Below are 14,977 nucleotides of genomic sequence, written 5' to 3'. Positions count from 1 at the left end.
ATCCGCTCGTGTTGATTGAGATCTTGGTCGTGATCAATCAACAGGATACGCCACCCTTCCTACCTCCTCCCGTACACCAGAAATCACCATAGCTCCGCCGCATGGCCCTTGAAGCGCGTGATTATCCGACATACCGCCTTGGCCAACCCCAGCTCCGTCGTCTCCTGGAGCGTTACCTCACGCACCAGGTTGTATTCATGGAACTGCTGCAGGGAAAGCTGCCGGAGACGCAACAGGTTGCACACTCGGGCACTGAGTTCCGCCCGGGTGGTTGGGATACGCAATATATCGGCTGCCGTGGTGCCGAGTTCACGACTGATCTGGGTGGATGAGGTCAACTCACTCTTCGTCAACAACAATACCGGGAACACCACCGGCGAGGCCTCGGTGTGCAACTGGTCGATGCGTTGGCGCAGGCGATCCAGGGAGGGGGGATCGACGATCAACAGGTCGGCCTCGCGGCCGGCCGTGCCCTCGGCATCAAAGCCCTCGACCGCATAGCCTTCGGCCCCCAGGGAGCGTGCCAGAAGTTCGCGATCGGAGGCATTACCGACCGCAACCTCGATTCGCAGGCCGCTACCGATCACCCTGGCTGGAACATCGACCATCAGATCAACGAGCCTGCGTCCGTGGAGGAGTCGCCTCGGGCACGCCGCGCAGGATGCCCCGCAGGCCGGTCATTGGCTCCCCGACCCTCAGCCCCTGCGATGTGATCTGGAATTCGCGCAGGGTCTTCTCGAAATCACCGGTGCGCTTCTTTAACATGCCGATGGTCTTGCGCAGTTCACCGTCCAGTTCGATATAGCGCAGCAGCACCACCGAGTCGGCCAGGTAGCTGATGCCATGCTCGGACACGCGCAGCTCGCCTCCGGCGATGGAACCGACCTCGTTGACCAGTAGCACCGTGACGCCCATGTTGCCCAGATAGCGACACAGGGCGTGCACATGGGGCGCCACGTCCTGACCGAACACCGACTGGCGATAGCCGGCCAGGCTATCCAGCATGACGATTCGTGCCCCCTGGGTCTCTACTTCGTGCCGCACCAACCAGGCAAACTCGTCGGGGCCGTAGCGCAGCGGCTCGACCTCGCGAACCGCCAGCGTTCCCTGGTCGATCATGTCGTCGAGCGGAATGCCGATGCCCTGGCAGCGATAGCGCAGGGTCTCGAGTCGCTCCTCGAAGCTGAAGATCACTGACCGCTCGCCACGAGTGGCGGCCTCACGCATGAACTGCACCCCGAGCGATGTCTTGCCGACCCCCGTCGGGCCCGAGAAGATCGTCACCGTGCCCCGTTCGATGCCACCGCCCATCAGCGTATCGACCTCCGCCACACCGGAAGCGATCGACTCGGTGATGAAATCCCGGCGATGATCGGTGGGAATCAGCCGTTCATACACCCTCATGCCGTGATCACTCAAGCGCACCGAGTGCTTCCCCTCGGCGAAGCCGGAACCGCGATACTTGACTACCGACAGGGTCCGCCCGAACTCCGTCGCCTCCAGAGTCAGGATGCCATCGCCGAGGTACTGGAGATCTTCCTCGGCAGAGGACCCCCGTTCCGCGGAATACAGCACGGTAACTCCGCCACTCTTCAGGTACTCCATCAGGGCCATGACCTGCTTACGGAACTGGAAGGAGTCGGGGAACAGGTGCCGCAGCTGGCTCAAGGCATCGACAAAGACCCGCTTGGGCGGCCGATCCGGAAAGAGTTCATGGATCCGCGCATGCAGGTCCGGAGACTCGGCCTCCCACGGCTCCAATAGCGTGTATGCATCCGCTGTTCCGCTCGACTCTGCCGGTGACAGGTCGATGCTGACTACATCGCTGATATCGAGGCCGATACCGCGCGCGTCTTCGCCAATCGTCCGGCGTGCTTCACCGAGGCTGATCAGCAGGGCCTCGCCGGGCTCTGCCTCCGCCAGGAAGTGTAGCCCTAGCGTGGTCTTGCCCGCCCCCGGGCCACCGGATACCAGATAGGATCTGCCCGCCCGGAAGCCGCCATGGAGTATATGATCGAGACCCGGCACGCCACTCGTGACGCGGGTTGACTTGTCTTGACCATGATTCGGCAAAGGGAATATTTCCTTCTATTGAAACCACCATTTCAATCAGCATTTACATGCTGATAGTCTTGCGCCTCAGTGCACTGAAGGCGATTGGCGAAAGGGGTGCCCCTTTATCATTCATTACCGAACAGGTTGTCCTTCCGAAGAGAAGCGGCTGTTAATATCAGCCTATGGTGACCGTTGATATCAGACTATGGTAGTTGTCCCGTCGCCTCTTTTCCAATCGCTCACATCTGATCCTCCACTCAGACAAATGCTATACCACTGTAGGATATTTCTTACAAGGACCTCACCAGTCTGTTCATCTGCCCCCGCAAACCATCTTCTTGCGAGCTTGAAGAGCTGACACTTCGGACAAACGCCGTTCGTTGCCGCCCCTTGCGGCTTGCCAGCTCCCCCGACTTCAACAGAAAAAAGTGTAACCTACTGATTTTCATGAATACGCGTTGCCAAAACTGGCACTAGCAAGCGCGATGCGGCAGGTGCCGGCAGACCGATGGCCTCGAAGAGTGATCATGCCCAGCAGCATAGGTGAAGCATGGCAGGACGCTACGAGCTATCCGAGCACAGCTGGTCGCTGACCAAGGACATCGTCTCGCCGCCCAGACGATGGACCGGCCACGGCAAGTTGATCAGCAGGTCTTGAACGCGAGAGTGTCCTGACACGCCTGCTCCGAGCAGGCGGTTCTGCCCACCTCATAGTAAATCTATCGTTATGCTACCGCCGCAACTTTCTCCTCCCCTCGGCGATTGATAGCCGAGGGTCGAGGGAGTTCGGGCACCGGTCCCATTTATTTAAACCTATAGCTTAACTCAATCATGTGAAAATCGGCTCCGGTCGTGTCAGATCCATTAACCCCGGCATCGGAATAGTGAAGAAACCGATAGCCGATCCCCAGTTTTTTATATAACGGAACACCGACGCCCGCGGTCAGGGCAAACTGGAAAGGCCCGCCATAATCCTGCGTCCCGAATCGATGCCGACTGAACAGTGCTCCACCTGCTCCCAAATCCAGGATAAAGCGCCCGTCTTCACTCCCCAGCGTCAATTCAGGGATGAGAGAAACGACGAGAGCCTTTTCCCCCGCTCCCCGCAATATCCCGCTACTCGCCATCAAACGGGTGCCCATGCCCCAGCCTGAAGTGGAATAGCGCTGCCATGGCAACTCGAAGTTGGCCGACACGTCGTACTCCTGAAAATCTTCCGGCGCCTCTTCTCCAAGCAAGGTCTTCTCTGACACTCGTGCGCGCATGCTGAGACTCTGTAATCTCAAGTCTTCAGCGTAGCTCAGGTCAGGAGCGAGAAGGCCACAGATGACGATCGGCAACAGTCCGACATAAAACGAACGGTGAGAAAAACCGATGACTGTCAACATATATCCATTTAGAAGAAAGGTTTTCCGGTTATGCTCATGTCAATGCCAGCCATCACGCGCTTGTCGCGTGCGTGGCATGGTCATGCCATGATTCCCGTTGCTCGCAGGTCATTCGGTACAGCCTCACTGGACGGCCACGGAATTCGAGGGCATCAAACTTGGAGAGCCCAGCCTTGTCAACGACCTTCAGGGATGCCACATGCTCAGGCTCCATGATTACGAACACCGAATGGAACGATCTCTTCCCGAGAGCATAATCCAATACTGCTTTCGCCGCCTCAGACACCAGACCACTCTTCCGATACCGCGTGGCGAGTCGGTAGCAAGGTTGATTTCCTCGACATCATCGACCATTTCTGGCCCAACACCACACAACCCTATGAGGGCACCATCATTTTTTCGATGAGTACTATTGTATCGCAAACATCGCCAGGCGCTGGATAAGGCTTCCATGATTCCTTGGTAATATCTTCGGGAACTCGGTCACCGGCACACGACCCGGTTCCGCCCGGTGTCCTTCGCGCGGTAGAGGGCCTGATCGGCCGCTTCCACCAACTGTTGACCGGACAGCTCAGCAACCTCATCGAACTGATCGCTGCCGGCGACGCCAATGCTCATGGTTGGCGAGACCGTTTCGCGGCCAGCCGTGAACTCGAGTGCGGCGATTTCCCGCCGTAAACGCTTGGCGATCACTGTCGCGCCCGGCGCCGGGGTGTCGCGGAGAATCATCGCGAACTCCTCGCCGCCGTAGCGACAAGCCACGTCGCTTTCCCGGGAAAGGCGGTTGATCACCCGCCCAATTCGCTGGATGACCAGGTCCCCGAACGGATGCCCATGGGTGTCATTGATGGCCTTGAAATGATCGATGTCCATCATGAGCAGCGAGACGGGCTGCCCGTGTCTGTGCCACAGCGATAGCTCGGCACTCAACTGCTCGCTGAGGTAGCCCCGGTTCCAGAGCCCACTCAGGGCGTCGATACGGGCCTTGGTGGTGAGCAGGTCATGATACCCCTTGGTTTTCAGGGCCGCGCGAACCCGTGCCTTGAGCTCGATGGCGTCAAAGGGCTTGGTAACGTAGTCCACCGCGCCCAGTTCAAACGCCTTGACCTTCGTGTCCACGTCCAGCGTGGCGGTGAGGAAGATGACCGGGATATGCACCAGCTCGTCCTGGTTCTTCAGGAGGCGACAGAGCGTCAGGCCGTCGGTACCGGGCATGTCCAGATCCAGCAGAATGAGGTCCGGCAGATTCTCGCGGGCGATGTTGAGACCTTCCTCCGCGTCATAGGCATGCAGCAGGTTTACCCGTTCGGATTTGAGGCGGGCGCCGACCAGCGCATGGATATCCTGCGAGTCGTCGACCACCAGCACCGACTGCTGTTCGCTATTGACCACCATGACCTCACTCCGGCCCAGCATGCGTCACCCGGCGACAGACGCGGACCAACTGACTCACGGCCTCGGTGACCTCGCTGGCTTGATCGGCCTCCCGCACCTTGGTTTCGAGCTTCGCGGCGGCCCGGCTGACCGGTTGAAAGCCGTAGCCACCGGCCGCGCCCTTGAGCTGGTGCGCGAGCCGACGCAGGCGATCCAGCTCGCCGATGTCGGCCGCGGTACGGATATCCTGAACATGGATCGGCAGCCGCTCGACGAACTGATGCACCAGGTCTGCCATGTCCGGATCGTCGCTGTAGCTGCTGTAGATTCGACCTTCCCCGTCCGTCTCCCCGCTTTCACCCGCCGTCGTCGCGGCTTCCTCCACCGGCGGTGGCTCGCCGCCGCGGATGCGAAGCAAGTAGGACTGGACGGCCGTCAGCAGTACCGTCCGGGCAATCGGCTTGCTGAGGTAATCGTCGCAGCCTGCGGCCAGGCAGCGTTCTCGCTCGCCCGACATCGCATGCGCGGTCAATGCCACCACCGGTCCGGAGTAGCCCTTGCGGCGCAGCTTGGCGGTGGCCCCGTAACCGTCCAGCCGCGGCATCTGCATATCCATGAGGACCAGGTCATAGGGTGTCTCGGCGTTCATCGCGGTGAGCGCCTTGTCGACCGCCTCCTCGCCATCGCCGGCGATGTCCACCTTCAGCCCCTCGCGCTGTAGGATGGTCGAGACCAGAACCTGATTGTCATGGCCGTCCTCGGCCAGCAGGACCCGCCCCGACAGGTCTCGGGAAGTGAAGGGCTCCGCTTCGGCTTCCAGTTCGCTCTGGTGCAGCATATGGCTTTCAACCATCTCGGCCCGGTCATCGATCGGCTGATCCAGCACCAGGATGAAGGTGCTGCCCTGCCCCGGACTGCTGTCGACGCGGATATCGCCGCCGAGCGCGTCGGCCAGCGAGCGGCAGATCGCCAGACCGAGGCCGGTGCCGCCATATTCCCGGGTAGTCGCGGGATTCGCCTGATTGAATGGCTGGAACAGCCGGTCGATGTCATCCGGATGCATTCCGATGCCGGTGTCGGTGACCGCCAGTTCCAGCCTCGAGGATTCGGTACCTGGATCCAGGCAGCGGCAGGTGAGCACCACTTCGCCTTCTCGGGTGAACTTGATGGCATTGCCGAGCAGGTTGAGCAGGATCTGGCGAATCCGCATGACGTCGTTGTCGATCTCGCGCGGCATGGGCGTTGTGTAACGCACATCGAAATCCAAGCCTTTTTCGTAGGCACGAACCTGCATGATCGAGGCGACTTCGTGCAGCAACTGGTGCAGGGAGAAGGTCGCCCGCTCGATCTGAATCTTGTCGGCCTGGAGTTTCGAGAGATCGAGGATATCGTTGATCAGGCTGAGCAGATGCTGGCCATTGCGCCGGATGGCCTGGAGGTAGTTCAGACGATCGCTTTCGTTCAGCTTCGGATCCAGTAACAGGTCGGCAAACCCGAGCACTGCCGTTAACGGCGTGCGGATTTCGTGGCTCATGTTGGCCAGGAACTCACTCTTCGCCTGGGAGGCCTCTTCGGCCCGGTCGCGCGCTTCACGCAGCGCCCGATCCACCCTTCTGAAGCCGGTGATGTCGTGAAAGACCACCACGCCGCCGAGCTGCTGCCCGTCGGCCGCCCACAGCGGACGGGCATTGCCGCTGACGTGTATGGCTTCCTGGCGCTCGGGCGCAAGGATGACCACTTCCTGGTCATCCATGGCCTGGCCCTGCATGGCCCGAGTCAAGGCCAATTCTTCCGGTGGGAAGCGTGTCTTGCCATCCGGGTAGAACAAGCCATATTGATCACTCCAGCCTTCCGGGCCGCTATCGGTCTCGTCCTGGCCGAGCATCGCCCGGGCGGCGGCGTTGAAGACCAGGAACTGGCCATTCATGTCGGCGACGATCACCCCCTCGACCATGGACTCCAGGACCGTGCGGAAGATAGCCTCTTGCTGGAAGCCGTTGGACGCTTCCTGGCCGTGCCTCCCTTCTACGTGAAAGAGCGACTCGAGCGCTGATTCCAGCGACAGGATATCGGCATCGAGCCCGGCCAGAGTTCCGGACGCCGTTGGCGACGGGCTCGTACGCAGCCAGCGCCGGATCCGCTCCTGCATGTCGGCGATTTGCTGCTCGTATGGCATGTCAGCCTCCTGAAAGGGTGACTTTCGCCACCTATCAATCCCTGATTTGTGCCACCAGCGTAGCCGTTAACGGCCTGCCTCGCAGCGATCCCCGCGACGTCGGATCATCGTGGGCAGTCCCCGATCATGAAGACTCCGGCATGATCAAGACGGCCTGGTTCAGGCGGTGCTCGCAGTCGTCCAGCGCCTCCGGAGCCGTGATCGGCTCGCTGAAACGACAACGGTCGGTTTCGACCAACCCCGCGTCGCTCAGCATGATGGCGCTCACACTCGCCCGACGCCCGTCGGGCACCAATAGCTGCATGCACCCGTCGATCCGCGCGGGCCTCGACAGACCCAGCTCAGGGGAGCCATAGGCATGGTTCGAGAAGCCGCTCAGCGAGTGGATCTCCACCAGGCGCTCACCGCGGCGTCGGTAGACCCTCAGCACGCCACCCAGGTGGGGTGTCGTCACCGCGGCGATCTCCGCCTCACCGTTGCCGTTCAGGTCGGCGACGCCGACCGGGTTGAGCCAACGGTTCGGCCTACCGATCGGGGCCGACTGCGCCACGATCTCCAGCCGATTGCCCTCGAGGCCAACCAGCGCCAGCCGCGACCCGCCGTCACGCGAGCTGACGATGGCGAGCAATTCCGCCGGCGCCTGATCCGCCAGTCGCACGAGGCGCGGTGCAAGGTCCTCGAACACCTCCTCCCTGGGCAAGTCCAGCCCCACGTCTCGCGCGGCGTCGGTCGTCGCGACCAAGCGCGCGTACTCATGCGGCCGACCCAGGGCATAATGCCCGTACCGCTCGACCGGCTCGACATACCTGGCAGCGACGATCTGCTCCGCATGAGCGGCAGGCGCCATCATCACGAACAGGGCACACAGCGAGAGAAGGTGACGTTTCATCGTCCTGATCCTCTGAGGCGGTTGAGCGCTAGCCCGGATATGGTGGTGCATGGGGTGTGGGAGAAAAGGGAGCTGTTCGCGATTGCTGCTGGCAAACGGGGAGGACTCCATGTACAAACGGCGATCTCCCTTCGCGAGTGATCAATCACGGTTAGTGATCGCTGCTCGCTGACAGGATAGGTGTCTGAACTCAGCAGAGTCGCAACGTGAGGTTATCGATATTACCGAGGCTTCCTCGAACGCCAATAGCGAGCAATAGTGGGTTTTACGCTGACCCCGTGAACCACGATCGACAAGGCCACCACCACCAGGGTCAAGTGTATCAATTCCAGTGCTATATCCTCTGGCAGCCCGTGTTGGATGGCGTACATTAGATAGTACAACGAGCCAATACCACGGACACCAAACCAGCCCACGAGGTGGCGCATGCGCATGGGTGCCCTGCTTCCGAGCAGGCCAAGGTGCACGCTGATGGGGCGGGCGACAAAAAACAGAAACGCCGCGAAGCCAGCGGCTCGCCAGCTCCATGAGTCCCAGAACAGCGAACCGCCGATCAGTAAAACAAGTACGATTTCTGCCAGCCGCTCAAGGTGTTCGTTGAAGACCAAGGAACTTTCGCTCACGTGCACGTGCGCTATGGCTTTCGGCTCATCGTCCTGGCGAGTCTCGATACGTTCCGAGTACTCTTGCTTTAAACCGGCCAATTTCAGTTCGGTATGGCGTAGAGCCACCGCTGCACTAAACACAGCTAAAAAGCCCCAAGCATCCACTAACAAGCTGACCCCGTAGGCGAGCGCTATCAGTCCCAGGCCGAGAAAGCTCTCCAGAAAGGCGGTATCCAAAAAGGTAGTGCGTATCTTGTTTACCAGCCAACCTACACCATAGCCTGCCAGAATACCGATGCCGATACCTGCACCGCTGGCCCAGAACACATCCACTGCCAGCCAACGCCAACCGGCGTCGCCAAGATCGTGCAGACCCAGCAAGCCCAGGCCAAGCATCACGAACGGGAAGGCGCTGCCGTCATTCATTCCGGCCTCGCAGGTCAATGCAAAGCGTAGATGGTCAGGATCATCGGCATGGCGAACCTGAACTTCGGTCGCCAGAACCGGGTCTGTCGGTGCGACGACGGCACCCAGCAAGACGGCAGCCCCAAGGGGCAAAGCGAGCCAGTAGTAGCCGAACAGCGTCACCAATCCGACGGTAATCGCCATCGAAACAACCGCCAGTTGCAGGGGGTTCTGCCAGCGCTTGATGGTCACCGGCGCTGGCATTTTCACGCCGGCGCAATACAACGAAATAAGCACTGCTATCTCGGTGAGAAACTCCAATAAAGCCGATTCTTCCAATGAGTTAAAGTGAAACAACCCAAAGCCCATCGGTCCAAAAATGAATCCGATCATGAGATACAAAATGGCAGAGGTAGCGGGCACCCTCTTGAAATAGGAGAAGGTAAAGCCCACTACCAGCAGCAGCGTTCCAATCAATATGAACCAGGTCGCGGCAGTCATAGGTTACTCATTAACCTCCTCCCCGCCTGAAGCCGGGAGATTTCCACGGCGCTCAGGCGCGGCATTCAGCCGCTCCGGTGAGTTCCTTCTGCTGGCGGCATCAATGCGTATTTGAAGGCTTTCAGGCGTTGCATCACCATGACCTGTTCACTCAGACAGTTCAGGCATTATTGGACGGCTGCGACGTCCACGCTACTCATCTCCCCCCTGAATGAGGGCGCTGCTCGCGCAACTTGGTAAGCCTGCGTTCACTGGCAAGATCACAGTCAACCGCACGCGACCCGAAAGGATCGGACCAACGTGATCGCGCTCGTTCGTGAACTTGCCTCACCCCGCTAGCCTCGACCCCCTCCCTCGGATACCCAGCACGTCAACGTCCCTGCGCCCCCCGACGCAGCCAGTCATGCACGAAGGCGAGCTTACGGCGCGCGGCTTCCGACAGCACGAAGGGATAGAGGTCCGGCAACCCCATCGAGCGGTTGACATGATTGACCCCCACTGTGAGAGAGGCCGCAACATGGATCAGGCGCTCGGCATCCGCTTCCGAATACGGGTCCCAACCCCGGCTCGGCAGCTCAGGCGAGGACAGGCTCGTCGCGACGAAGCTGTCGGTAAGATCGGTCAGGTGCAACAGATGCGCGGCAGTTTCGGCCCAGTCCTCATGCGGATGCGAGGAAGCGTAGGTGGTCAGGAAGCGTTGCCGCCAATCGGGCGGAGGACCCTCATGGTAGTGGCGCTGGAGAGCGGTGGGATAATCCGCGCGTTCGTCGCCGAACATGGCGCGGAAGGCGTCGAGGAAATCGTCGCGCAGGCTGAGCCGCCACCAGAGCATATGTGCGATCTCGTGGCGCATATGGCCGATCATGGTGCGGTAGGGCTCGTGCAGTGCTTGGCGGCGAGTGGCGCGCAGGACCGGGTCCGCCTCAGCCACGCTGATCGTCACCACACCCTCGACATGCCCCATCAACACAGGCGTCGGACCCTCGGCGAGCAGGTGGAAAACGGGGGGCGCGCCCGGATCCTCCGGCCGGAACCAATGCCAGCGGCCGAGATTGTCAAGCGCCCAGCGCTTGGCGGCTTCAGTTTGCGCCCAGTTGGGGATGGCGCCGGGTATGGCGGGGTCTGGGGCCAGCGCCGTCATGGCGCAGGACCGGCAGAGGGCGCCCTGCGCAGGAGCAATCCAATTGCAACCGATGACTTCCCGGTTGGCGCAGAAGGGCGGCATCGGCAGGAAGGCCCGCGCCTGCGGGTCGTAAGCAACGGGGGTGCCGTCGGCGGTGGTGAGGTTGTCAAACCAGAGTGAGCCGGAACCGACTGGGTTTGCAAAAACGCGCATACAGTAGGGACTCCGGAAGAACAACGGGGCACAGGGCCCGAAACGTCACGAATTCATACTTCGCTTCTCCCGGTCGTGTGTCAACTCGTTTGGAGCGCGGCCGGATATTTGCCCCCCCCCCCCCCCCATGCTGACCACCCAATCCGGCGAGAGGCGTCGTGGCGGTGGCTTTCCGCAGAATCGCTTATCATGCATGTGGCTGAACCACTGGGGTGGAAGGTATGAGCTACATCGCGTTCCTGGCGGGACTCTGCTTCCTGCTGGTCGGTGCCGAGATGCTGGTTCGCGGCGCTTCACGGCTGGCGGCACGCCTCGGCGTCTCGCCGCTGGTCATCGGCCTGACGGTCGTGGCGTTCGGCACCAGCTCGCCGGAGCTGGCGGTCAGCATCAAGGCCGCGTTCGCGGACCAGGCGGGCATCGCCATGGGGAACGTGGTGGGCAGCAACATCTTCAACATCCTGTTCATCCTCGGGCTCTCGGCCATGGTCACGCCGCTGCTGGTCGCCCAGCAGCTGATCCGCTTCGATATCCCCTTGATGGTCGCCCTCTCGGCGGCCCTGTTGCTGCTCGTGCTGGATGGGCAGCTGAGCCGCCTGGATGGGTTCCTGCTGGCGGCGGGCCTCGTTGCCTACCTCGCCTTCCTGCTTTACCAGAATGCCCGGTCTCGCGCCCAGGCCGCCGCCGGCAGCGACAGCCTGCCTTCGGACAGCAATGCCTGGGGGATCAACCTGCTGCTGGTGGCGGCGGGGCTGGTCCTGCTGGTGCTTGGCTCGCGATGGCTGGTCGAGGGAGCGGTGGCCTTCGCCAGCTTCCTGGGGGTCAGCGAGCAGGTGATCGGCTTGACCATCATCGCGGCGGGCACGTCCCTGCCCGAGGTCGTGACCTCGCTGATCGCCGCCCTGCGCGGCGAGCGCGATATCGCCGTGGGCAACGTGGTCGGCAGCAACGTGTTCAACATTCTCGGCGTGCTGGGACTGAGCAGCCTGCTGGCGCCGTCCGGCCTCATGGTGACGCCCGCCATGATCAGCTTCGACATCCCCGTGATGCTGGCCGTCGCGGTGGCCTGTCTGCCAATCTGCTTCACCGGTGGCATCATCAATCGGTGGGAAGGGGCCCTGCTGCTGGGCTACTACGTCGCCTATACCCTCTACCTGATCCTGGCGACGGCGCAGCATGATGCGCTGGCCGGGTTCACTGGGGTCATGATGTACTTCGTGCTTCCCCTCACGGCCCTGACACTGGCGGTGCTGAGCCTTCAAGAGCAGAAGCGCCGCTCTGGCCGGGCCCGCTGACCCACCGCTCGCTATCGCTCGGCGCTACCGCTTTCTGGGCGACCACGGGAAGCCGCGGGCATCGTGCCGTCGGGCCACTGCCCGCGGGTTCCCTGCCCCAGGGCGAGGGGTGAGGGGCGAATCACACGCCAGCATCCGGGGCCGGCATCCCCTCCTCGGTTCGTTGGGCGATGGGCGGCACGGGCGTCGCCTGGCGGGTATCGCTGGCTCTATCGCCGAGGCGACGGTCGATATAGTGCAGTGCAGCCAACTGGGCGACGAGAAAGGCAAAGCAGAGAACAATGCCTGGGATCATGGTCGGATTCCGGGCGTGTGGCTGCCCATGTCGAAACTCGAGGCGCGATGGGGGGCCGATCAGGCATCACGCCCGTCGTCAGCTCACTTCGCTTGAGCCGCCAGAAACCCGGCGATGGCCTCGTTGACCTGGGCCGGCCGCTCGATGGCCGCCAGATGCCCGGCACCCGGGATCACCGTGAGGGTGGAATCGGGCAGCCGCGCATGAATCCGCCGGGAGAGCGCCACCGGCAGGGAGCGATCCTCCTCCCCCACGAGCACGAGCGCCGGCACGCCGATCTCATGCAGGCGATCGAGCACCGAATCCCGCCTGATCAGCGCATCCAGGCCCAACAGCATGGAGGGCACGTGGTTCTCGGCAACGCGCGCCTTCCATTCATCGACCAGGGCACGATTCTCGCGCCGAGTGGTGGCGCCGAACATCAGCCCCGCGATAGACGGCAGCAGCGGGCGAAAGCCGAAGGCGCGAGCCGTGGCGCCCATGGCGCGATACTTCACCTTGTGCCAGGCGGTTTCCGCGCCGGCATCCGTATCCATCAGGATGAGGCCGGCGACCCGATCCGGGTGGCACAACGCGCCGCGAAGCGCCACCATCCCGCCGATCGACAGGCCACACCAGATCGCCCGCTCGATGCCGAGCTCATCCAGCACGGCAATGACGTCGGACACGGCATCGTACAGCGTGAACGGCTCCGAGATGCGGCCGGACCGGCCATGCCCGCGGAAATCGGGATTGATGACCCGGTAGTGCTCGGCCAGCACGGGGACCTGCTCGCGCCACATCTCGCCCGAGCAGAGAAAGCCGTGGCCGAGGACGATGGGCAACCCCGCGCCGCTGTCTGCGAAGGCGATCCGGAGGCCCTGGTGGTCGACCACGGTCATGGGTGTCTCCAATGGATAAGGATGAATACGTTATGGCTCGTCAGGGCAACGCAGAGCTAAGCCGCTGACCGGAGCGACGCGTAGGCCAGTCGGCTTGAGCGCCGTGTTAGAGGATGGAGCCGGTCGCCGGTGCGTGCAATTGCCAGCAAAAGTTTCGATTTAGGCACCGCCGCCATCGCCACCGCCGCAGCCAGTTCCGTCGCCACCCCCACCGGATCCAGCATCCTCAGCATTGATCGCGAGAAGAATAGGACCACCTGCTAGTAGGTACTTGCCAAAATCGTGGAATCCCATTGCCAACAGAATACCTCCCGCGACAACTGCAGTGAGGGCCAATCGCTTCTTCCACGCGGCTACGTGTGGATCAAAAAGCCCTTTTATTGCAAGGAACAGTATCCACAGGCTAAGGAGAAACAAAAGAAATCGAGCTAACCCTTCGTCCATATATCCTCCTGCCTCTACCGTGCGGTCCAAATGGCCCGGGGCTTCGTCTTCTCGAAACGTGCCGCCTGCGTGTACGGGATATCGACTTCAAGCGTCAGATCCTTACGATCAGAGCCGGCAAAGGCGATAAGGATCGCACCACATTGCTGAGCCAGGGCACGGATATTCGCACGGTCCAGGAGTTGTTGGGGCACAAGAGCGTGGAAACCACTCGGATCTACGCGCACGTGCTGGGCAAGGGCTTTGCCGGCGTGCGCCGTCCGCTGGGGGAATGGACTGTCGGAGACGTCGGGCACGCTACCGCTCCTACCTGGCACACCGTGATGCTCCCTGCCATCCGTGCGGTAGTCCCTTCGTTCCGCGTTGCTGCGTTCCTCCCGGCTGTCTTCAGCGGCCTTTGGACAAGCCTAGGCAGGCGTAACGTTGGATGCAAAACGGCCGTTGGGCGAAGCCAGGAGAAGAGCGGCCACCAAGGGAACAGGAGTAGCGACATGTCGAGCCGCAGCAATCGCTTCTGGCTGGCCGAGGCGAGGGAGGCGGTCGCGGATCCCCATCACCTATGTCGACGGCATACACGCCCGCTGGGAGCCGGCGACGGCGTTCCATGCCCACCGGCAGCGTCGCCACGCACGGCAATTTCGTTCAATACCAGGCTCGGCCGTCAGCGCAGACTCCGGTCAACGTCTCGACCGGAGGATGACCATGAACCTGTCGCTGTTGCTGCCGATGTCGGCCTTCGCCCTCGCCGCCTCGATCTCGCCGGGGCCCGTGAACCTGGTGTGCCTGAGCAGCGGTACCCGCTATCCCCTCGTCCGGGGGCTGGTGTTCGTCAGCGGCGCCACCCTGGGCTTCATCGCCCTGTTCATCGCCGTGGGCCTGGGGCTCTATTCGCTGCTGGCGATGGCGCCGGGCATCAACGAGGCCCTGCGCTGGGCCGGGGTGGCCTTCCTGCTCTACCTGAGCGTACGGCTGTTTCGCGACGATGGTCGCCTGCCGGAGGGCGACGCCCAGCGTGCGCCGGGCTTCATGACCGGCGCGCTGATGCAGTGGCTCAATCCCAAGGCCTGGCTGGCCTCGGCCTCGGGGATCGGCGCCTACACCAGCGGCCATGACCTGCAGCAGGTGCTGCTGTTCGCCGCCCTCTACCTGCCCATCTGCTGGCTGTCGCTGGGGAGCTGGGTCTATGCCGGGGCCTTCCTGCGCCGCTACGTCCATCGCCCCGCGGTGCTGGTCACCCTCAACCGGAGCCTGGCGGTGCTGCTCGCCGCCAGCTGCGTCTACCTACTGCTCGGGTAACGAGCGCCGGTACTGGTTCGGCGTGGCGGCCACCCGCCGC

At 62.2% G+C, this 14,977-nt stretch carries 13 protein-coding genes and 2 pseudogenes; 3 read left to right on the top strand and 12 right to left on the bottom strand.

Features of this window, described 5'->3' with window-relative positions; all coding sequences use genetic code 11:
* Window positions 1-83: 83 nt before the first annotated feature.
* From FHR97_RS18310 to FHR97_RS18270, 9 genes and pseudogenes are all read right to left on the bottom strand, one after another.
* Window positions 84-608, bottom strand: coding sequence for a response regulator transcription factor (locus FHR97_RS18310; RefSeq protein ID WP_183385237.1), 525 nt, complete (start codon window positions 606-608; stop codon window positions 84-86).
* A 4-nt stretch (window positions 609-612) separates the two neighbouring features.
* The gene (locus FHR97_RS18305) at window positions 613-2,028 is read right to left on the bottom strand and encodes an ATPase domain-containing protein (protein ID WP_221187861.1); all 1,416 of its coding nucleotides are present in this window, start codon (window positions 2,026-2,028) and stop codon (window positions 613-615) included.
* Window positions 2,029-2,858: 830 nt separating this feature from the next.
* Window positions 2,859-3,440 (bottom strand): acyloxyacyl hydrolase, encoded by a 582-nt coding sequence (locus FHR97_RS18300; RefSeq protein ID WP_183385235.1) that lies wholly within the window; start codon window positions 3,438-3,440, stop codon window positions 2,859-2,861.
* A 55-nt stretch (window positions 3,441-3,495) separates the two neighbouring features.
* A pseudogene (locus FHR97_RS20765) lies at window positions 3,496-3,753 on the bottom strand (GNAT family N-acetyltransferase); the annotation flags it as partial.
* Between the two features lie 173 nt (window positions 3,754-3,926).
* Window positions 3,927-4,838, bottom strand: a complete 912-nt coding sequence (locus FHR97_RS18290) for a diguanylate cyclase (protein WP_183385234.1) — start codon at window positions 4,836-4,838, stop codon at window positions 3,927-3,929.
* A 4-nt stretch (window positions 4,839-4,842) separates the two neighbouring features.
* Window positions 4,843-6,993, bottom strand: a complete 2,151-nt coding sequence (locus FHR97_RS18285) for an ATP-binding protein (protein ID WP_183385233.1) — start codon at window positions 6,991-6,993, stop codon at window positions 4,843-4,845.
* 124 nt (window positions 6,994-7,117) lie between these two features.
* Complete coding sequence (locus FHR97_RS18280) at window positions 7,118-7,882, bottom strand: VCBS repeat-containing protein (protein ID WP_183385232.1); 765 nt, start codon at window positions 7,880-7,882, stop codon at window positions 7,118-7,120.
* Window positions 7,883-8,103: 221 nt separating this feature from the next.
* A complete protein-coding gene (locus FHR97_RS18275; protein WP_183385231.1) occupies window positions 8,104-9,393 on the bottom strand; it encodes a cation:proton antiporter in 1,290 nt (429 codons plus the stop codon).
* A 370-nt stretch (window positions 9,394-9,763) separates the two neighbouring features.
* The gene (locus FHR97_RS18270; protein ID WP_183385230.1) at window positions 9,764-10,729 is read right to left on the bottom strand and encodes a zinc-binding metallopeptidase family protein; all 966 of its coding nucleotides are present in this window, start codon (window positions 10,727-10,729) and stop codon (window positions 9,764-9,766) included.
* A 221-nt stretch (window positions 10,730-10,950) separates the two neighbouring features.
* On the opposite strand from FHR97_RS18270, the gene FHR97_RS18265 reads away from it, so the two are divergent.
* A complete protein-coding gene (locus FHR97_RS18265; protein WP_183385229.1) occupies window positions 10,951-12,021 on the top strand; it encodes a calcium/sodium antiporter in 1,071 nt (356 codons plus the stop codon).
* 121 nt (window positions 12,022-12,142) lie between these two features.
* Here the strand turns inward: FHR97_RS18265 and FHR97_RS18260 are convergent, their stop codons facing one another.
* The 3 genes from FHR97_RS18260 to FHR97_RS18250 form a co-directional block, all read right to left on the bottom strand.
* Window positions 12,143-12,316 (bottom strand): hypothetical protein, encoded by a 174-nt coding sequence (locus tag FHR97_RS18260; RefSeq protein ID WP_183385228.1) that lies wholly within the window; start codon window positions 12,314-12,316, stop codon window positions 12,143-12,145.
* Window positions 12,317-12,399: 83 nt separating this feature from the next.
* Window positions 12,400-13,197, bottom strand: a complete 798-nt coding sequence (locus tag FHR97_RS18255; protein ID WP_183385227.1) for an alpha/beta fold hydrolase — start codon at window positions 13,195-13,197, stop codon at window positions 12,400-12,402.
* A gap of 159 nt (window positions 13,198-13,356) precedes the next feature.
* Entirely contained in the window at window positions 13,357-13,641 is a 285-nt protein-coding gene (locus FHR97_RS18250) for a hypothetical protein (RefSeq protein WP_183385226.1), read from the bottom strand.
* A gap of 143 nt (window positions 13,642-13,784) precedes the next feature.
* On the opposite strand from FHR97_RS18250, the pseudogene FHR97_RS20760 reads away from it, so the two are divergent.
* Window positions 13,785-13,829 (top strand): annotated as a pseudogene (locus tag FHR97_RS20760) (hypothetical protein); the annotation flags it as partial.
* A gap of 514 nt (window positions 13,830-14,343) precedes the next feature.
* Window positions 14,344-14,937, top strand: coding sequence for a LysE family translocator (locus tag FHR97_RS18240; RefSeq protein ID WP_183385225.1), 594 nt, complete (start codon window positions 14,344-14,346; stop codon window positions 14,935-14,937).
* Window positions 14,938-14,977: the final 40 nt, after the last annotated feature.

This window comes from Halomonas stenophila, from assembly GCF_014192275.1.
Lineage (GTDB): Bacteria > Pseudomonadota > Gammaproteobacteria > Pseudomonadales > Halomonadaceae > Halomonas > Halomonas stenophila.
The sequence above is the reverse complement of the archived record's forward strand: the minus strand, read 5'-3'. Positions and strand labels throughout refer to the sequence as shown.